The organism is Marinihelvus fidelis, assembly GCF_008725655.1.
Taxonomy (GTDB): domain Bacteria; phylum Pseudomonadota; class Gammaproteobacteria; order Xanthomonadales; family SZUA-36; genus Marinihelvus; species Marinihelvus fidelis.
The window spans coordinates 210,821-229,288 of the sequence record NZ_VYXP01000004.1 but is presented as its reverse complement, the minus strand read 5'-3'; the positions used below and the strand labels follow the sequence as shown (position 1 = coordinate 229,288).

Here is an 18,468-nt window from a genome sequence, read left to right as displayed (position 1 = left end):
CCTCGGGGGGATACCAAGAACATGGCACAGCAAGGCATTCTGTCACTCACCATCAACGACAAACCGTCGCTTTACAGCGCCTACATGCCATTTGTGAATGGTGGTGGCCTGTTCGTCCAGAGCACCAAGCGTTTCAACCTGGGGGATGAAGTCTTCCTGCTGTTGACGCTGATGGACCTGGAAGAACGCCTGCCCATCCCGGGCAAAGTGGTGTGGATCACGCCGCCAGGTTCACAAGGCAACCGCCGCCCCGGCATCGGCGTGCAATTCGCCGATACGCCCGATGGCGCCCACGCCCGCACCATCATCGAGTCGCACCTCGCCAACCTGATGAAGAGCGACAAGAAAACCTACACGATGTAGCCTCAGTGGCCGCCGGCCACCTGTTCAACCCGTTCAAGCACCTGTTCCATCTGCGCCTTGCCCTGGTAGAGGTGCGGTGACAGCCGCACGCCACCGCGTGGCGCGCAGATCACGCCATGGCGGCCCAGTTCGCCGCACAGCGCCTGCGCCGAACGCCCCGGCACCTCGAACAGTACGATGCCCGAGCGCCGCTCCGGCGCCGAGGGGCTCAGCACCCTGACCGACGGCATGGCCTCCAGCCCCGTGACCAGCGCCTGGGTATTGGCCAGTACGCGGCGGCGGGCCTCTTCAGCGCCGATGGCCTCGATCAGTGACAGACTCGCGTCCAGCGCGAGCTGCCCCATGGTGTTGGGCGTGCCGGGCTCGAATTGCCGCGCGTCGGTGGCATCGCTCTGGGCGGCCGAGTCCATGTCATAAGGGCGCTCGACCATTCGCCAGCCGGCCCTGGCCGCCACCAGCCGTTCCTGCCAGGGCCTGGCAATGTAGAACAGGCCGATGCCTTCCGGCGCCATCAGCCACTTGTGTCCGCCGCAGGCCAGGAAATCGATGTGGCAGGCCGTGACATCAATGGGCAGGGCACCCAGCTGCTGGATGGCGTCGACGAAGAACGCGGCGCCGGCCTGGCGGCATCCCGAGCCCAGGCGCGCCAGGTCGAGCCGGAAACCGTCGGTCCATTGCACCGCGCTGACGGTCATCAGACGGGTGCGCTCATCAACCTGGGCCAGCAGCTCCGCTTCCGGGTCGTCGGTGGCGCGGATATCGACGCTGCGCAGGCTCACCCCGACCGCGGCCAGTCGCTCCCAGGCCATACGGTTGGTGGGGAACTCGCCGTCGACGGTGACGATGTTGTCGCCGTCGCGCCAGGGCAGGCCGCGGGCGACAATATCCACGCCCTCGGTGGTGTTGGCCACCATGGCAATGTCACCGCCACTGTCCGCGCCGATCATCCGCGCCGCACGCTCGCGCAGGCCGGCCGCGGTCTTCAGCCACTGCGGGTAGCGCAGGGCGCCTTCATCCCGGTTGGTGCTGGCAAAGGTGCTGACGACATCGGCCACCCGCCGTGGCCAGGGCGAAATGGCCGCATGGTTGACGTACAGGTGGCGGTCCAGCGAAGGAAACTCATCGGTCAGCAGGGCGTCGATCGCGGCCGTGTCCAGGGCATCATTCATCGGCCTATAATGACGGCAAGATCGTGGTGCCTCAAGCCACGGCACAGGCAACCCGGAACCCATGTCCGCGAACCCCTCCAGGGCCATCATTCATGTCGACATGGATGCGTTTTACGCGTCCGTGGAGCAGCATGACGACCCCGAACTGGGAGATAAGGCCGTCATCGTTGGCGGGCTGGGCCCGCGCGGCGTGGTCTCGGCCGCCAGCTACGCGGCCCGCGCGCTGGGTGTGCGCTCCGCCATGCCGGTGGCGCAGGCCCGCCGGCTGGCGCCAGGGGCGACCTACCTGTCACCGCGCCTGTCGCGCTACCGCGAGGTCTCGGCCCTGGTGTTCGAGCAGTTCAGGCGCTACACGCCGCTGGTCGAGGGGCTGTCGCTGGACGAGGCTTTCCTGGATGTCACCGGCAGCCTGAAACTGTTTGGCAGCCGCGAGGCCATCGGCGAGCGCATCCGCGACGATATCCTGGCTGCAACCGGCCTGGCGGCCAGCGTCGGTATCGCTCACAACAAGTTCCTGGCCAAGCTGGCCTCGGATGCGGAAAAGCCCAATGGCTTCGTGTCCGTCAGCGAGGACCGTGCGCAGGCTTTCCTGGACCCGATGCCGGTGGGGCGGTTGTGGGGCATCGGCAAGCGCACCGAGCCCCGCCTGCGCGCAATTGGCGTGCTGACCATCGGCCAGCTGCGCCGCGCCGACGGCGGCGCGCTAAAGACGGTGCTGGGCAACCAGGTAGGGCACTTCGTGGCCCTGGCCAACGGCATCGACGACCGCGAGGTGGTGCCGGCCCGGCCGGACAAGTCGATCAGCCACGAGATTACCTTCGACCGCAACCTGACCGACGAGCGCGCGTTGCGGGCGGAACTGCTGGCGCTGTCGGAAGCGGTGATGCGGCGCGTGCGTAAGCAGCACCTGGCGGCACGCACGGTGCACCTGAAGATCAGGGATGGTCGCTTCCAGACCGCCACCCGCAGCCTGACGCTGCGCGCGCCCACCAGCCAGACCCGCGGCCTCTACCAGGTGGGCAGGAGCCTGCTGGAACGCTGGCTGGCGGAGCACCGCTACACGCCGGTGCGGCTGCTGGGTATCGGGGTCTCGGGGTTCAGCGAGGCGATTGAGCCCGCCACGGGCAGCGGCGGGCTGGATTCGGCGATTGACGCGATCACCGGGCGCTTTGGCGACGCCAAGCTGGTGCGCGGGCTTACGCTGGGGCGCCGTCCGCTGCGTCGCTGACCCCCGCCTCGCGGGCGCGCAGTTCCTTGCGCAGGATCTTGCCTACATTGGACTTCGGCAACTCATCAAAGAACTCGATCTCTTTCGGCCGCTTGTAGCCGGTCAGGTTCTCGCGGCAGTACGCCACCAGTTCGGCCTCGGTCAGCGACGGGTCCTTCTTGACCACGCACAGCTTGACCACTTCGCCCGAATGCTCGTCCTCGATGCCGATGGCGGCCACCTCGAGCACCTTCGGGTGATCGGCCACCACGTCTTCAATCTCGTTGGGATAGACGTTGAAGCCGGACACCAGGATCATGTCCTTCTTGCGGTCGACGATGCGGAAATAGCCCTCGGGCGACATTTCCGCCATGTCACCGGTGCGCAGCCAGCCCATGTCGTCGAGCACCTCCTCGGTTTCCTTCGGCCGCTGCCAGTAACCCTTCATGACCTGCGGGCCGCGCACGCATAGCTCGCCCACTTCACCCGGCGGCAGCCACTCGCCATCCTCGCCGCGAATGGCGCAGTCGGTGGACGAAATGGGCAGGCCGATGCAGCCGTTGTAGTCTTCCAGCGTCATCGGGTTGATGCAGGCCGCCGGCGACGTCTCGGTCAGGCCATAGGCCTCGACCAGGGTGGTGTTGGTCACCCGCTTCCAGCGCTCGGCTACGGCGCGCTGCACGGCCATGCCGCCGCCCAGCGTCAGCTTGAGCGAGGAGAAATCCAGCTTGTCGAAGCCCGACGTGTTAAGCAGGCCGTTGAACAGCGTGTTGACGCCGGTAATGGCGGTGAACTTGTGCTTCGACAGTTCCTTGACGAAGCCGGGCATGTCCCTGGGGTTGGTGATCAGCAGGTTCTTGCCGCCCAGCGCCATGAACACCAGGCAGTTCGCCGTCAAGGCAAAGATATGGTACAGCGGCAGCGCGGTGACAATGATCTCGCTGCCGGCCCTCAGGTTGCCCAGCCAGGCCTTGGCCTGCAGCATGTTGGCGACCATGTTGCGGTGGGTGAGCATGGCGCCCTTGGCCACGCCGGTGGTGCCGCCGGTGTACTGCAGGAAAGCGATGTCCTCGAAGCCCAGCGGCGGCTTGTTCAGCGGCTGCGAGCGGCCTTCTTCCAGCACCTTGCTGAAGCGCTCGGCGCCGGGAATGTCGTAGTCCGGCACCACGCGGCGGACGTACTTCAGGATGAAATTCAGCACCGCGCCCTTCGGGAACGACACCATGTCGCCGATGCCGGTGGTGAACACGAACTCCAGCGGCACATCCTTCATCACCCGCTGCACCACGTGAGCATAGTTGTCGACTACGACAATCGCGCGCGCGCCGGAGTCCAGCAGCTGGTGACGCAGTTCACGTGCGGTGTACAGCGGGTTGGTGTTGACCACCACCGCACCGGCGCGCAGGGCGCCAAACAGCGCCACCGGGTACTGCAGCAGGTTGGGCATCATCAGGGCGATGCGGTCACCGGGCGCGATGCCCCGCGCCTGCAGCGCGGCGGCGAAATTGCGGCTCAGCTGGTCCAGCGTGGCGAAGTCCAAGCGGGTGCCGAAATTCTCGAAGGCCGGCTGGTCACGGAACTCGTCACAGGCCTGCTCAAAAATATCCACGACGGAATGGTATTCGGTCAGGTCAATGCGGGCAGGCACGCCCTCGGCATAATGCTCCAGCCAGGGTCTTTCCATCATGTTTTTCTGTCTCCGGTTACGGGCGCGATGAGCCGGGTTCGCGTCTCCAATCGAATCATTCCATCACAGGCACAAGGTCACAGACAAGCGGCACCGGGCGCGGCGCCGTTTGCCGCACCGTGCCACACTGTTTATCATCGCTTCAACGCTACCGGAACAAGGCAGCATGCCCGTATCCCCCAGAGACCACGCCCGTGGGTGAAGCTAACGTTCGCACGACCGACGATGAAGGGGTTCGCCAGGCCTTCATGAAGTCGCTGCTGGACGAGGTCCAGGCCCTGGAACGCATGCTCGACAAGGGCATGCTCGAAGTCGGCCAGCGACGCATTGGCGCCGAGCAGGAAATGTTCATCGTTAACCGCGCCTGGAAACCGGCGCTGGCGGCGCTGGACATTCTCGATCGCATTGACGACCCGCGCTTCACGCACGAACTGGGCCTGTTCAACCTGGAAGCCAACCTGGGTGTCCAGAACATGGACCGGCACTGCCTGCGCCGCATGGAGCAGGAGGCGCAGGAGGTCTATGCCATGGCCCGCAATGCGGCCCATGATGCCGGCTGCGAGATTGCCCTGGCCGGCATCCTGCCGACCCTGGGCCGCGACCAGCTGGGCCTGGACGCGATGGTGCCCATGGCGCGCTACCACGCGCTGAACGACGCGCTGCGGCGGCTGCGCGGCAAGGACTTTGAGTTCACGATCAACGGCATCGACCAGCTCACCGTCCGCCATGACAACGTCATGCTGGAAGCCTGCAACACCAGCTTCCAGATTCACCTGCAGGTGGGCCCGGACGAGTTCGCGCGGCTCTACAACATCGCCCAGGTGGTCACGGCGCCGCTGATGGCCGCGGCGGTGAATTCACCCATCCTGCTGGGGCACCGGCTGTGGCAGGAAAGCCGCATCGCCGTGTTCGAGCACTCCGTGGACGCGCGCTCGGAAACCCACCGCACCCGCGGCCTGAAACCCCGTGTGCACTTTGGCGACCACTGGGTCGACGAGTCCGTGGTGGAGATATTCAAAGAGGACATCGCGCGGTTCCGCGTGATCCTGACCACCGACACCGAGGACGACCCGCTGGGCATGGTCGAGCGCGGCGAGCCGCCCCGGCTGAACGCATTGCGGCTGCACAACGGCACCGTCTACCGCTGGAACCGCCCGTGCTACGGCGTCCACAACGGTATCGCGCACCTGCGCATCGAAAACCGGGTGATTCCTTCCGGGCCCACGGTGCTGGACGAAGTGGCCAACGCGGCGTTCTTCTTCGGCATGATGGCTGGCTTTGCCGATGCCGGCGACGATGTCCGCGACCGCTTCGAGTTTTCCGATGTGAAGGCCAATTTCCTCGCCGCCGCCCGCGACGGCCTGCGCGCCCAGCTGCACTGGTACGACGACCAGTACCTGACCGCCAAGGAGCTGATCCTGGACCAGTTGCTGCCGCTGGCCCGCTCCGGCCTGCACGCCGTGGGCATCGACGGCGACGACATCAACCGCTACCTGGGCGTGATCCAGGATCGAGTGGAGAAGCGCCGCACCGGTGCGCGCTGGATGCTGGAGTCCGTGGCCGGCATGAAGGGGCAGGGCACACCCGACCAGCGCATGCGCTGCCTGGTGTCGTCGATGGTGCAGCAGCAATCGGCCGGCGAGCCGGTCAGTCACTGGCAGCTGGCCACCTTCTGCGAAAAGCTCGACTGGCGCGACAGCTACCGCTTTGTCGGCCAGTTCATGGTCACCGACCTGTTCACCGTCCGCGACGACGACATCGTCGACTTCGCCGCCAGCCTGATGGACTGGCGCCACGTGCGCCACGTGCCCGTGGAAGGCGATGACGGCGAACTGGTGGGCCTGGTCTCACACCGCGCGCTGCTGCGCCTGGTCGCCAACGGCAAGCTGAACGAAAGCGGCAAGGTCACCGTCAGCGAGATCATGAAACCCGACCCGATCACCGTCACCCCGGACACCCAGACCGTCGACGCCATCCGCCTGATGCGCGAGCACAAACTCGCCTGCCTGCCCGTGGTCGAAAACGGCAAGCTGGTCGGCCTGGTCACCGAACACGACCTGATCGTCGTCTCCTCGCAACTGCTCGAGCGCTACCTGGCCGAAGAAGAGTGAGCGGCGCCTTCGCACACCGCTTCGCGTCCGCGCTGGTTTTACTGATGTTGAGCACAATGCTCATGTCATGCAGCAGCGACAGCGTCGAGGACCAGGTCCGCGCCACCATCGACGCCATGGAAACCGCGGCGGAGGAGGGCGCCCCCATCGCCTTCATGGGCCACGTGGCCGAGGACTTCGAAGGCCGCAACGGCCAGATGCAGCGCCAGGACTTCATGCGCTTCATGACCCTGCAAATCAACCGCCACAGCCGCATCCGCGCCCAACTGTTCCCCATTACCGTCACCGACGACGGCGGCAACTTCGCCACCGCAACCTTCAAGGTTCTGGTCACCGGCGGCGGCAGCCTGATCCCTGAAGAAGGGCAGGTCTACGACGTCGAAACCACCTGGATCCGTGAAGGTGGCGACTGGTTGTTGTGGCGGGCCGACTGGCGGGTGGTCATTCGCTAGCCACCAGGCCGGGCACTACCCGGACAGCCATTTTCATCTCCTCTTTGCGCCGCGCTGAAGGTACTATGCAGGGCCCGTACGTACACAGAGATTGAAATGGCGTTCGACAAGCTGAAAGAAATTCCACCCGACGCAATCCTGGGCCTGATGACGGCTTACCAGGCGGATCATTCCCCCGACAAGATCGACCTGACCGTGGGCGTTTACAAGGACAACCAGGGCAACACCCCGGTGATGCGCGCCGTGGCGGAATCCGAGCGTCGACTGATCGAGACGCAGGCCAGCAAGGCTTACCTGCCACCACTGGGCGTGGCCGGGTTCCGCGAAGGCATCCGGAGAATGGTTCTGGGCCCGGTGGACGGCACGGTGGAATCGCGCACAGCGGTCATCCAGACCCCCGGCGGCTGCGGCGCGCTGCGCGTGGCGGCCGACATGTACCGCCGCACCGGTAGCGGGGACACGGTGTACCTGAGCAACCCCACCTGGGGCAACCACCGCGGCCTGATGACCGCAGCCGGCCTGGCGCTGGAGGAGTACCCCTACTACAGCCCGTCCACGCACCAACTGGAAGTGGACCAGATGCTGGACAGCCTGTCGCGCATTCCGCCGCAAAGCCTGATTGTGTTGCAGGCCTCGTCACACAACCCCACCGGCGAAGACCCCGACGCCGCCACCTGGGAACAGGTGCTGGACATTATCGAAGAGCGCGACATCCTGCCGCTGTTCGACCTGGCCTACCAGGGCCTGGGCGACGGCCTGGACCAGGACGCCGCGGTGATCCGCGCCGCCGCAGAGCGCCTGCCGGAAATGTTCGTAGCCGTATCGTGCTCAAAGAACTTCGGCCTGTACCGCGAAAGAACCGGCGCCCTGCTGATCATGGGCAAGGACCCCAGCCACAGGAAGGTACTGGAAACCCAGGCCGCCAACGTGGCCCGCGGCAGCTACAGCATGTCACCCGCGCACGGCCCGCTGATCGTGGCCGGCATCTTCGAAGACCCCAAACTCCACCAGCTGTGGCTGGACGAAGTGAACGAGATGCGTGGCCGCATCCAGGGCCTGCGCAACAAATTCGCCCAGGCGCTGGCCAACGAACGCAGCGACCTGGACTTCAGCTGGATTAGCCATCAACGTGGCATGTTCAGCTTGCTGGGCCTGACCCAGAACGAAGTAGACACCCTGCGCGAAGACCAACATCTGTACATGGTGCGCGACAGCCGCATCAACATAGCCGGGCTACAGGGCGCCACTATTGAACCCATCGCAAAGGCCGTGGCACCGCTGATGAGCTAACAGCCAGCATTTCACCAGGTTCACAGAGCCGGCTGCACTGTCAGCCGGCTTTTTAATTTTCAGGCCCGCGTAAACAGCGATGGATAGGGGGAACTCCTTATTCGGGATATTTGCTGTTTATCGCGACAGTACTCACTTAATGTTGACGCCAATTCACCAAAAAAGTACTTTATAAACAGCAACAAAAGGAGTATTTATAATGCGCGAAATCACATCTTTGCGATTAAATCGAACTCCTGCTCATCAAATATAGTTAACTGCCATCAAACCAGCGGTGAAACTCTTCAAGTACATTGCAATTTTGGTGCTGGTTGTTGGGCTCTCGTTGGCTGGCGTAGTTCTATGGTTTGAGCGCCCTCAGCGCATTGATTTTGCCAAGCACCTCCCAATCGCCTGGGAAACCTGCGAGGGGCGAACGGAGGCTGGAACTAAAAGCCATGAACGTATCAGGGCTTGGTTAGAGTCCAACAACTCTGGGTGGCGGAGCTATTTGGCCACTCCTGCTGTTGGGTACTACTATGCAAGCGACAAGATTACTGTCCATGTCTTTGAGAGCAGCGTGGTAGTTAACTATCAAAATGATGGCGCTTGGAACCAAGTGTATAAGCAAGCAGATACGCGAGATATCTATGGGAGTTGCCAAGTTGGCAGTTAACAATCCATTTAAATCGCAGCCCAGGGGCTGCTCAGACGTCCGCTACGCGGCCGCTGTTTAATTCCAACGTTAGCTTTACAGTGATTGCTCATCGCGAAGTGATACTTTAGTATCACAGCATGAGAACTGAACTCGTAACGACGCTCAAGCGAAAAGCGACTGACTTGTTGGCCGATCTTGAGCGTGAAAAAAAGCCTATCCTCATTACACAACACGGCTTACCGTCCGCGTACCTGGTTGATGTTGAGAGCTTCAATCGGCTCCAGTCCCGAATGAGCATCCTGGAAGGTATCGCACGAGGCGAACGAGCTATTGACGAAGGAAGAACCCTGACTCACGAGGAAGCCAAGGCCAAAATGTCGCGATGGCTGAAGTAATCTGGACGGATCCTGCGCTATCGGATCTGGACGCTATTGCAGACTATATTGCGATTGAAAACCCGGGCGCCGCCAGGGCGTTGGTTCAGAGAGTTTTTGCTCACGTTGAGAAGCTCGAGCAGCATCCAAAATTAGGGCCGGTCCCAAGTGAGCTCGAAGATTCGCGCTATCGTCACTTGGTCGAGTCTCCATGCCGAATTTTTTACCGCGATACTGGAAATAGCGTATTCATCCTTCATGTTATGCGATTCGAGCAGTTGCTGAAGGAAGACAAACTTGAGAGGGGCCCGGGGGATGAAAGCTAACAATCCATTTAAACCGCAGCCCAGGGGCTGCTCAGACGTCCGCTACGCAGCCGCTATTTAATTCCAACGTTAGGCAACAGGGGCAACGAGTGGCCAACGGTAAACCACATGACAATCCGCTTTCCGATCTCGTGATACATGGAATGAGTTCTTTTCCTGCTGAGATGGAGAGCCTTTTGCTTCAAATCAACGAGTTGGGGCGTATGCAAGGACGATTTCCCCTGGGAGAGAATTGGCCTTTCTCACACAAAGAGTTCGATTGGGCGAAGGGTCGAGCGATCGACGCTGGGATGGTGCTGCTTCAGGAGTTACTGGAGAAAATGCAGCAAGGCCAGGGAGATGATGTCTTGCTAAATCCAATCACACAGCGGCCGCTGAGCGAGGGCTAGGCAATGTTGCCTAACAAGTCATCAAAGACGGACGCCGCAAGCGGCGCTGAACTTGCACCACTTTGATGGACAGTCATTTCTGTCAATCAAGGAGGTCAAGGCATGGGCCAGACCCGCAAGCGTCACTACGATCGATATACCCTTGGCTACAAGCTCACCGCCGTTAGGCTAGCCAATCACCCTGAAGTTATGTCCAAGACTGTGGCCGAGTGCCTCGGGCTTCATCCGGTCATGCTCTATCGCTGGCAGATGGAGTACCGTAGGGGTGAGTTGCGCGAGAACCGTCACATGAAAACCAAAGATGACTCACCCAAGCGTCGCCGGGCCGATCCTGGTCAGTCCAAGGCAGAGGAACTCACTGCAGCGAAGCGTCGGATTAAGCAGTTGGAGAAAGCTCTGGCCCAGCGCGAGGAGGAGCTGGAGCTGTTAAAAAAAGCCAAGCAGTTCTTCGCGAAAACAAAAAGGTGAAGTTCGCCTTTATCGAGGAGAACCGCAAAACCAGCAACATACGCCACTTGTGTCACTTACTGGGGGTATCGCGCAGTGGTTACTACGCCTGGCGCGCACGCCCGGTCAGTGCACACCGACGCCATGATGAACGACTCAAGGCGGTCATCGGTGAGCTACACCAGGGCTTTCGCCGCTGCTACGGCGCACCCCGCCTGCACCGCGCCCTGGTGCAGCGCGGTTGGCGCTGTTCACGGCGCCGCATTAATCGGCTGATGCGGGAGCTGGGCATCAAGGCCTCCAGCACGGGCTTGTATCAATGGCGGCCCGGTCGGCAGGCGCTTTACTCCTCCACCAGCAACCGCCTGGCGGAGCTGGATACGCCGCGCCGGCCCGGGCATCAGTGGGCCGGAGACTTTACCTACGTGCGTACCCGACAGGGCTGGCTGTACCACGCGGTGGTGCTCGATCTGTACAGCCGCCAGGTGGTGGGCTGGTCCTTCGGGCGCAAGCGCGGTACGGAGCTGACTACCAGTGCATTGAATATGGCGCTGGCCAGGGCACACCCGGTTCCAGGGTGCCTGTTCCACTCCGATCAGGGCATCGAATATGCGGCTCATGAGTACCGTGACTTACTGAGGTCGGCAGGACTGGTGCGTAGCATGAGCCGCAAGGGCAAACTGCTGGACAACGCCATGGTGGAGTCTTACTTCCACAGCATGAAAAGCGAATGCGTACGGCGCCGAACTTTCAATGATCGCATCGAGGCGACGGCGAAAATCGTCGCATATACTGAGTTCTACAATCGGGAGCGACTTCACTCGTCACTCGGTTATCGCACGCCACAGGAGTACGCAAAACTGTGTGCGTAAAGTGTCCACAAAAGTGGTGCAAGATCACGCCGCTTAATTCCAACGTTATGTGCAGAGTAAGTTGCGCCACAACATGCGCAGAATAGTTCAACGGGTGTAAAGTGGTTCCCACGCTGATTCAGTTACGAGGTGAAAATGTCCGCTTCCGCAGAATCGATTGAGTCCGAAGCGCTTACGCTTTCCTTTGATGAACGTGCTCGGCTAGTTGCTCATTTGCTGGAGAGTCTTGAGACACGCCCAAGCGTTGATCCTGCTCGGATTGAACAGGCTTGGCTTCAAGAAGCCGACCGCCGGTTTCAGGCTTATTTGCAGGGCAAGGAGGAGGCGATTCCGGCAGACGAGGTATTTTCGTCACTGCGGGCAGATGACCTTTGACGCCAGTTCGTTTTCTGGCATCCGCCCGTGAGGACATTCGTCGAGAAAAGGCGCACTACAGGGACATTCAGCCCGAGCTTGCCCGGAGGTTGCAGATTGCAATTGAGCAGGCTGTCGAATTACTCGCAGAACAACCGCTTGCCATGCAGGAACGCGAGTTCGGGATCAGGTGCTGGCCTTTGGAAACATTTCCACATGGTTTGCTCTACCGGGTTGAGGGTGATCTGGTGCTTGTTCTCGCGCTCTTTCACCCAAGTCAGGCTCCCGATCGATGGCGCGATCGGGTTCGCACATAACAATCCATTTAAATCGCAGCCTGGCGGCTGCTCAGACGTCCGCCACGCGGCCGCTGTTTAAGTCCAACGTTAGGCATGCAATGGTGCGTCGCTGAGGTAAGATAGTTTTATGAACTTCACCATCGAAACTGAGCAAGAGGTTGACGGTCGCTGGATAGCAGAGATCGTTGAGCTACCAGGCGTTATGAAATACGGCACCACCCGGGCCGAGGCCATTGCACAGGCAGAGGCGCTGGCGCTTCGTGAGATGGCTGCAAGAATTGAGAGTGGCGAGCAACTTTCGTCTCCTCTCACCATTTCCTTTGCTGCGTGACTGACTGGCCAAGTACGAAAGCCCGAAAGGTCCTGCGCGCATTGCTCAAAATAGGTTGGTCGGTAAAGCGAACATCGGGTTTCCACAAGGTGCTGCAGCGCCCCGGCTTTTCCAACTATGTTTTCGCTTTCCACGATCGCGATGAGATCGGACCTCGCATGTTGGCGCGCATCGCCAAACATACTGGTCTGGAACCGGGTGATCTCTGATGCCTAACAATCCATTTAAATCGCAGCCCAGGGGCTGCTCAGACGTCCGCTACGCAGCCGCTGATCTTGCACCACTCTGATGGACAGTCATTTCTGTTAATCAGGGAGGTCAAGGCATGGGCCTCCTCGATGATCATGTCATACTGAATTGGCGTATCAACCGTTGGTTGCCAGCGCCGCGTGGGCGTTCTCAACTTATGAGAACGCCGTGCGCTAGACTCTGTCCGTGAGCCAAACATCTGCCAGGAAGCTGTTCAGTGAGCCAGTCGCGACCTGGTTTGAGGGCGCGTTCGACGGCCCGACGGATGTGCAGGATGCGGCCTGGCAGGCCATTGCCGATGGCCGCGACACCCTGGTCGCCGCGCCGACCGGCAGCGGCAAGACACTGGCGGCTTTTCTCAATGCCATCGATGACCTGGTCCGGCGTAGCCACCGTGCGCCGTTGCCGGACCGCGTGCTCGTGCTCTACGTGTCGCCGCTCAAGGCGCTGTCCAACGACATTCACCGCAACCTCGAGGCGCCACTGGCGGGCATCGAGGCCGCGCTGGCGGGGCAGGGTGCCCCGGCGGCCGGCATTCGCGCCGCCGTGCGCACCGGCGACACTCCGGCTGGGGAGCGCGCGAAAATGGCCAAGCGGCCGCCGCATATCCTGGTCACGACGCCGGAGTCGCTGTACCTGCTGCTGACGTCGGATTCGGGGCGGGCGATGCTCGAGGGTGTCGAGACCGTCATCGTCGATGAAATTCATGCCGTGGCCGGCAGCAAGCGGGGCAGCCACCTGTCGCTGTCGCTGGCGCGGCTGGATGCGCTGTGTGCGGCGCGGCCGCGACGCATCGGCCTGTCGGCCACGCAAAAACCCATCGAGGTGGTCGGGCAGTTCCTGACCGGGGGCGGCGACTGCGCCATTGTCGATACCGGCCACCGGCGGGCCATGGACCTGGCACTGGAGATGACCGACTCGCCGTTGACCGCGGTCATGGCCAACGAGGCCTGGACCGAGATCTATGACCGGCTGGCGGAACTGGCCGACGGCTACCGCACCACGTTGATCTTCGTGAACACCCGACGGCTGGCCGAACGCGTGGCCCGGCACCTGGCCGAGCGCCTGGGAGAGGACGCGGTCACCGCGCACCACGGCAGCCTGTCGCGCGAGCACCGGCTGGAGTCGGAGCAGGCGCTGAAAGAGGGTCGGCTGCGTGCGCTGGTGGCCACGGCTTCACTGGAACTGGGTATCGATATAGGCCATGTCGACCTGGTCTGCCAGTTGGGCTCGCCCGGCGGTATTTCAGCGCTGTTGCAGCGCGTGGGCCGGTCCGGGCATACCGTGGGCGGCCTGCCGCGCGGGCGCCTGTTCCCGCTGTCGCGCGATGACCTGGTGGAATGCGCCGCGCTGTTGCGCGCGGTGTCGCAGGGGCAGCTGGACGCCATTCGGATGCCGGAGGCGCCGCTGGATGTCCTGGCGCAACAGCTGGTGGCCGAGGTCAGCGCGCGCGAGTGGCGCTGCGACGAACTGTTCCATGCGGTTCGGCGTTCCTGGCCTTACCGTGAGCTTGCCCGTGAGCAGTTCGACGGTGTGGTACGCATGCTGTCCGAGGGTTACGCCACCCGGCGCGGTCGGCGCTCGGCGTGGCTGTTCCACGATGCCGTCAATGGCCGCCTGCGGGCGCGGCCCGCGGCACGCCTGACGGCGCTGCAGAATGGCGGCGCGATACCCGACCAGTTCGACTACGACGTCATCCTGGTGCCGCGCGGCGTGCGTATCGGTACGCTGGGCGAGGACTTTTCCTTCGAGAGCCTGCCCGGGGACATTTTCCAGCTGGGCAACAGCAGTTTCCGCATCCTCAAGGTGGAACAGGGCAGGGTGCTGGTGGAGGACGCCGCCGGCCTGCCGCCCACGCTGCCGTTCTGGGTGGGTGACCGGCCCGGGCGCAGTGATGAGCTGAGCGAGGCGGTGTCGTCACTTCGTGGCTTTTTGCAGCAGGCCTTCGAAACGGGCGATACCCAGGCCGCGCGCAATCAACTCGCGGACGACGGCCTGCCCGCCGTAGCCGTCGACCAGTTACTGGAATACCTGCAGGCGGCCTGGCAGGCCATGGGTACCTTGCCCACGGATGGCCGGATCGTGCTGGAGCGCTTTTTCGATGACACGGGCGACATGCACCTGGTCGTGCACGCGCCGCTGGGTTCCCGGCTGATGCGTGCCTGGGGCCTGGCGCTCAGGAAACGCTTCTGCCGCCAGTTCAATTTCGAGCTGCAGGCTTCGGCGCTGGAGGACGCGCTGATCCTGTCTTTGGGGGAGACCCACAGTTTCGAGCTTGCCGATGTCGCCGGCTACCTGAAACCCGCCACCGCCGAGAGCGTGTTGACACAGGCGCTGCTGGACGCGCCGATGTTCGACGCACGCTGGCGCTGGGACGCGACCATCGCGCTGGCGGTGCAGCGCATGCGCAATGGCCGCCGCCTGCCGGCGCAGTGGCAGCGTAACCAGGCCGAAGACCTGGTGTCCGTGGTCTTCCCGGACCAGATTGCCTGCGCCGAAAACCTGGCGGGTGCGCGCGAGATACCCGACCACCCCCTGGTCCACCAGGCCATTGACGACTGCCTGCGTGACACGATGGATGTCGATGGCCTGGTGCGCCTGCTGGAAGGGCTGCAGGCCGGTGACATCGAGGTCCATTGCGCCGACTTGACCGGCCCTTCACCGTTGGCTCGGGAGATCATCAACGCACGGCCCTACGCCTTCCTCGATGATGGCGAGGCGGAGGATCGGCGGACCCGCGCGATTTCCGCCGAGCCCGATGACCTGGGGCGGGCCGACACGCTGCGCATCATCAGTGTCGAGGCCACCCGCCAGGTGCGCGAGGAGGCCTGGATCCGTCCGCGCGATGCCGACGAACTGCATGACGGCCTGCTGCAGCTGGGTTTCCTGGCCCGGCATGAATACACCAACGGGCAAAGCCGTGATGGTGCCGGTGGCCATGCAAGCCGTTGGGCCGCCTGGTTCGAGGCCCTGGCGGATGATCATCGCGCCTGCCGCGTCACCACGGCGGATGGCTGGGATGCCTGGGTTGCGGCCGAGCGCCTGGGCGAGGTCCTGGCCGTGCATGGCGGAAGCGAGCGGACTCCCGGGATCGAGCCCATCGGCCCGGTCGCCGAAGACGAACAGGCAGCATTGGTCGCCTTGCTGCGCGACCGCCTGACCGGCCTGGGCCCGGTCGCTGCCGAATCCTTGTCGCTGGATTTTGGCCTGCCACAGCCGCGGTTGCTGTCCGCGCTCGAAGTGCTGCGGGCCGAGGGCTTCGCCATTCGAATGGAGGGGCAGAACCTGTGGTGTGAGCGTCGCCTGCTGGCGCGGATTCACCGCTACAGCCGCGAGCACCGTCGCCAGTCGGTGCGCCCCGTATCGCCCGAGGCCTTTATGCACTTCCTGGCGGCCTGGCACGCGCTGTCCGAGCCCGTCGGCCTGGACCAGGCGCTGGGGCTGCTGGAAGGCTGGTCGGCGCCGGTGGATGCCTGGGAAAGCGCCTTGCTCCGTGCACGGTGTGGGCCGGTGGAGGTGCCGGAACTGGACCAGCGCTTCCTTTCCGGCACGCTGGCCTGGTTCAGGCCGCTGCAGGGCCAGCCGTCTGCGCAGCAGGTGGTGGCCTCGTCACCAGTGGCGCTGGTGCCCCGTGGCCATCTTGCGCACTGGCGCCAGCCCCATGCCAGGGCCGCAGGAGAAGAAGGTAAAACAGGTTTAAATACATCGGGATATGGCACTAAAATAATCCAGTCTCTCACGTCTGGTGGCGCCCTGTTCATGGACGACCTGGAGCGCGACACTGGCATGTTGGCGCCGCAACTGGAAGACGGGCTGAAATCGCTGGTCTACCAGGGCCGGATTCATGCCGATGCGTTCTCACCGCTTCGCTGGCTGTTACGACCGGAAAGCGCCAAGCGACGCCAGCAATCCCGCCGCCGGGGCACGCACGCCGTTGGGCCGGTGGGGCGCTGGAGCCTGCTGCCGGACCTGCCTGCAGATACCGACCGTCCCGCGGACCAGGGCCAGCAACGCATGGCCACGGTCTGCGACGCGCTGCTGCGGCGTTACGGCGTTGTGTTCCGCGCCGTCCTGGCCCGCGAACCGATGGCGCCGCCCTGGCGCGACATCCTGCGCTACCTCCGTCGGATGGAGGATCGCGGCGAGGTGCGTGGCGGCCATTTCGTCGATGGTTTTTCAGGCGAGCAGTTCGCCTTGCCCGAGGCCATCGGTGCGCTGCGCCAGGCCGCGGTGCCCGTGGAGCGACCGGCACTGGCCGTCATCTCGGCCACGGACCCGCTCAACCTGGGGGGATACCTGGTTCCCGGCCCGCGCACACCGGCCACCATGGGTAACCGCATCCTGCTGGAAGGCGGCTTGCCGGTGGCCCGCCTGGTCAATGGCGAGGCTGAGATGCTCCCGGGCATCAGTGATCGCGCACGGCGCAGCGCCTCAGAGCGCTTAACCATTGTGACCCCCTGGCGCAAAGCCAGGTAGCAACCCCATTTACGGAGCACAGGCATGTCGAGCTATTGCGATTTCGCCCCCGATCACCCGGTCCACGGGCCGTATCACGATGATGAGTACGGCTTTCCCATCACCGATGACAACGCCTTGTTCGAGCGCCTGGTGCTGGAGATCAACCAGGCCGGCCTGTCATGGCTGACCATCCTGAACAAGCGGGACGGCTTCAAGCAGGCCTACGCCGGCTTCGACATCGACGCGGTCGCCGCATTCGATGCCGGTGACCGCGAGCGCCTGCTCTCCGACCCGGGCATCATCCGCAACCGCCTGAAGGTCGACGCGGCCATTCACAATGCCCGCGTGCTTCAGGGCCTGCGCGAATCACACGGCGGTTTTGGCGCCTGGCTGGATGCCCATCACCCCCTGGACAAGGCCGGCTGGGTCAAGCTGTTTCGCAAGACTTTCAAGTTCACCGGTGGCGAGATCACCGGTGAGTTCCTGATGAGTACCGGCTACCTGCCGGGCGCGCACCGCGAGGACTGCCCGGTGCAGGCTCGAATACGGGCCACCGGACCGCGCTGGCAGGGTGCATGAGCCACCAGCGCCGATATCAACTTCGCCACCATCAGGTATGGATCTCGCCGTAGAGCAGCGCATGGTCCGAGAAGTTGTCGATCCAGGCTCGCTTCTGCGTCAGGGTGTTCTTTTCCGGCCAGCCGTGGACCCGGATATCCGCGCCGTCAAAGGTCTTGAAGGACAGTTCTTCACTGGCAAAAACATGGTCCAGTGAACTGGGTGCCCAGTTGTCCCTGCCGTTCCACCAACTGTCCGGATGGGTCTTTGAAAGCAGCCGCATGTCTACCGCGCGGAAGCGCTTTTCCAGGAACGCCAGTTCCTGCGCGCCATCGATATCGCTGACGTCGTTGTAGGCCGCGCTCAGGCCCATGGTGTTCAGGTCGCCCAGCACCAGCAGACGGCCGTTCTCGCCATCACCCGACAGCTTGTCCAGCGTGCGTTTCAGGCTGGCCGCGTGCTTGAACATGTCGTCGCGAAGGCCCCAGGCCAGGGGGTAATCGAAAGATTTCACGTGCAGGAACAGGAAGCAGGTGTCGACCCCATTCTTGCGTAGTGTGGCCAGGGCACCCGGGCGCAGGCTCGGCATCTTCGCCTTGAACTCTTCACGCTGGGTGACAAAGTGCTGGATGCTGCGGCGAACACCCACCAGGGTTTCGGTCGCCAGCGGGTTGGTGGTGTTCTCGGTGATGGAGAACGAGTGCGTCGGCATGCCGTCCATCAGTGCGCCGAACACCGAGCCGCTCTTGACCTCGTACAGCGCAAACACGTCGGGGTTCACTTCCTTGAGCAGGTCCACCACGCGGGCGACACGCCCGGGCTCACCGGAAAAGTGCTCCACGTTCCATGATGCGAAGGAGTACAGCTTGGCCATCGTCAGGGTCCCCCGTGATTG

At 63.1% G+C, this 18,468-nt stretch carries 19 protein-coding genes; 16 read left to right on the top strand and 3 right to left on the bottom strand.

What is annotated here, in order from left to right; all coding sequences use genetic code 11:
- Positions 1-21 precede the first annotated feature (21 nt).
- Entirely contained in the window at positions 22-363 is a 342-nt protein-coding gene (locus F3N42_RS07500; protein WP_150863796.1) for a PilZ domain-containing protein, read from the top strand.
- Between the two features lie 2 nt (positions 364-365).
- Here the strand turns inward: F3N42_RS07500 and F3N42_RS07495 are convergent, their stop codons facing one another.
- On the bottom strand, positions 366-1,532 hold the full coding sequence (locus F3N42_RS07495; protein WP_191621296.1) for an aminotransferase class V-fold PLP-dependent enzyme: 1,167 nt from the start codon (positions 1,530-1,532) through the stop codon (positions 366-368).
- Between the two features lie 61 nt (positions 1,533-1,593).
- Between F3N42_RS07495 and dinB the strand changes: the two genes are divergently transcribed.
- Positions 1,594-2,760, top strand: a complete 1,167-nt coding sequence (dinB, locus tag F3N42_RS07490; RefSeq protein ID WP_150863794.1) for a DNA polymerase IV — start codon at positions 1,594-1,596, stop codon at positions 2,758-2,760.
- On the opposite strand, the gene F3N42_RS07485 is transcribed toward dinB, so the two are convergent.
- Positions 2,729-4,426, bottom strand: a complete 1,698-nt coding sequence (locus F3N42_RS07485) for an AMP-binding protein (RefSeq protein ID WP_150863793.1) — start codon at positions 4,424-4,426, stop codon at positions 2,729-2,731. The two genes, dinB and F3N42_RS07485, sit on opposite strands and share 32 nt — an antisense overlap.
- A gap of 194 nt (positions 4,427-4,620) precedes the next feature.
- On the opposite strand from F3N42_RS07485, the gene F3N42_RS07480 reads away from it, so the two are divergent.
- The 14 genes from F3N42_RS07480 to F3N42_RS07415 all read left to right on the top strand — a co-directional run bounded on the left by F3N42_RS07480 (position 4,621) and on the right by F3N42_RS07415 (position 17,594).
- Positions 4,621-6,537: a CBS domain-containing protein gene (locus F3N42_RS07480; RefSeq protein WP_224784798.1), complete on the top strand. Its 1,917-nt coding sequence runs from the start codon at positions 4,621-4,623 to the stop codon at positions 6,535-6,537.
- 47 nt (positions 6,538-6,584) lie between these two features.
- A complete protein-coding gene (locus F3N42_RS07475) occupies positions 6,585-6,989 on the top strand; it encodes a hypothetical protein (protein ID WP_191621295.1) in 405 nt (134 codons plus the stop codon).
- 96 nt (positions 6,990-7,085) lie between these two features.
- The gene (locus F3N42_RS07470; protein ID WP_150863791.1) at positions 7,086-8,279 is read left to right on the top strand and encodes an amino acid aminotransferase; all 1,194 of its coding nucleotides are present in this window, start codon (positions 7,086-7,088) and stop codon (positions 8,277-8,279) included.
- A gap of 774 nt (positions 8,280-9,053) precedes the next feature.
- Entirely contained in the window at positions 9,054-9,311 is a 258-nt protein-coding gene (locus F3N42_RS07465; RefSeq protein ID WP_150863790.1) for a type II toxin-antitoxin system prevent-host-death family antitoxin, read from the top strand.
- Positions 9,299-9,616, top strand: a complete 318-nt coding sequence (locus tag F3N42_RS07460; protein ID WP_150863789.1) for a type II toxin-antitoxin system RelE/ParE family toxin — start codon at positions 9,299-9,301, stop codon at positions 9,614-9,616. The genes F3N42_RS07465 and F3N42_RS07460 overlap by 13 nt, the downstream gene beginning before the upstream one ends.
- Before the next feature lie 89 nt (positions 9,617-9,705).
- Positions 9,706-10,005 carry a hypothetical protein gene (locus tag F3N42_RS07455; protein ID WP_150863788.1) on the top strand — a complete coding sequence of 100 codons (300 nt, stop codon included), beginning with the start codon at positions 9,706-9,708 and terminating at the stop codon, positions 10,003-10,005.
- A gap of 102 nt (positions 10,006-10,107) precedes the next feature.
- Positions 10,108-10,473 (top strand): transposase, encoded by a 366-nt coding sequence (locus F3N42_RS07450; RefSeq protein ID WP_150863787.1) that lies wholly within the window; start codon positions 10,108-10,110, stop codon positions 10,471-10,473.
- A complete protein-coding gene (locus F3N42_RS07445; RefSeq protein ID WP_150863786.1) occupies positions 10,470-11,324 on the top strand; it encodes an IS3 family transposase in 855 nt (284 codons plus the stop codon). The genes F3N42_RS07450 and F3N42_RS07445 overlap by 4 nt, the downstream gene beginning before the upstream one ends.
- Before the next feature lie 135 nt (positions 11,325-11,459).
- Positions 11,460-11,699 carry an addiction module protein gene (locus F3N42_RS07440; RefSeq protein ID WP_150863785.1) on the top strand — a complete coding sequence of 80 codons (240 nt, stop codon included), beginning with the start codon at positions 11,460-11,462 and terminating at the stop codon, positions 11,697-11,699.
- Positions 11,696-11,995 carry a type II toxin-antitoxin system RelE/ParE family toxin gene (locus F3N42_RS15905; protein ID WP_150863784.1) on the top strand — a complete coding sequence of 100 codons (300 nt, stop codon included), beginning with the start codon at positions 11,696-11,698 and terminating at the stop codon, positions 11,993-11,995. Before F3N42_RS07440 ends, F3N42_RS15905 begins: the two co-directional genes overlap by 4 nt.
- Before the next feature lie 109 nt (positions 11,996-12,104).
- A complete protein-coding gene (locus tag F3N42_RS07430) occupies positions 12,105-12,308 on the top strand; it encodes a type II toxin-antitoxin system HicB family antitoxin (RefSeq protein ID WP_150863783.1) in 204 nt (67 codons plus the stop codon).
- The gene (locus tag F3N42_RS15860; protein ID WP_150863782.1) at positions 12,305-12,517 is read left to right on the top strand and encodes a type II toxin-antitoxin system HicA family toxin; all 213 of its coding nucleotides are present in this window, start codon (positions 12,305-12,307) and stop codon (positions 12,515-12,517) included. Before F3N42_RS07430 ends, F3N42_RS15860 begins: the two co-directional genes overlap by 4 nt.
- A 226-nt stretch (positions 12,518-12,743) precedes the next feature.
- Positions 12,744-17,033: a DEAD/DEAH box helicase gene (locus F3N42_RS07420; protein WP_224784792.1), complete on the top strand. Its 4,290-nt coding sequence runs from the start codon at positions 12,744-12,746 to the stop codon at positions 17,031-17,033.
- Between the two features lie 24 nt (positions 17,034-17,057).
- A complete protein-coding gene (locus F3N42_RS07415; protein WP_150863781.1) occupies positions 17,058-17,594 on the top strand; it encodes a DNA-3-methyladenine glycosylase I in 537 nt (178 codons plus the stop codon).
- 31 nt (positions 17,595-17,625) lie between these two features.
- Here F3N42_RS07415 and F3N42_RS07410 read toward each other — a convergent pair whose 3' ends face one another.
- The gene (locus F3N42_RS07410; RefSeq protein WP_150863780.1) at positions 17,626-18,447 is read right to left on the bottom strand and encodes an endonuclease/exonuclease/phosphatase family protein; all 822 of its coding nucleotides are present in this window, start codon (positions 18,445-18,447) and stop codon (positions 17,626-17,628) included.
- Positions 18,448-18,468 lie beyond the last annotated feature (21 nt).

Bases quoted from the DNA above. Each gene is read 5' to 3' on its own strand.
- F3N42_RS07500 (WP_150863796.1), top strand. From the start codon at position 22: ATGGCACAGCAAGGCATTCTGTCACTCACCATCAACGACAAACCGTCG.
- F3N42_RS07495 (WP_191621296.1), bottom strand. From the start codon at position 1,532: ATGAATGATGCCCTGGACACGGCCGCGATCGACGCCCTGCTGACCGAT.
- dinB (WP_150863794.1), top strand. From the start codon at position 1,594: ATGTCCGCGAACCCCTCCAGGGCCATCATTCATGTCGACATGGATGCG.
- F3N42_RS07485 (WP_150863793.1), bottom strand. From the start codon at position 4,426: ATGATGGAAAGACCCTGGCTGGAGCATTATGCCGAGGGCGTGCCTGCC.
- F3N42_RS07470 (WP_150863791.1), top strand. From the start codon at position 7,086: ATGGCGTTCGACAAGCTGAAAGAAATTCCACCCGACGCAATCCTGGGC.
- F3N42_RS07465 (WP_150863790.1), top strand. From the start codon at position 9,054: ATGAGAACTGAACTCGTAACGACGCTCAAGCGAAAAGCGACTGACTTG.
- F3N42_RS07460 (WP_150863789.1), top strand. From the start codon at position 9,299: ATGGCTGAAGTAATCTGGACGGATCCTGCGCTATCGGATCTGGACGCT.
- F3N42_RS07450 (WP_150863787.1), top strand. From the start codon at position 10,108: ATGGGCCAGACCCGCAAGCGTCACTACGATCGATATACCCTTGGCTAC.
- F3N42_RS07440 (WP_150863785.1), top strand. From the start codon at position 11,460: ATGTCCGCTTCCGCAGAATCGATTGAGTCCGAAGCGCTTACGCTTTCC.
- F3N42_RS07430 (WP_150863783.1), top strand. From the start codon at position 12,105: ATGAACTTCACCATCGAAACTGAGCAAGAGGTTGACGGTCGCTGGATA.
- F3N42_RS07415 (WP_150863781.1), top strand. From the start codon at position 17,058: ATGTCGAGCTATTGCGATTTCGCCCCCGATCACCCGGTCCACGGGCCG.
- F3N42_RS07410 (WP_150863780.1), bottom strand. From the start codon at position 18,447: ATGGCCAAGCTGTACTCCTTCGCATCATGGAACGTGGAGCACTTTTCC.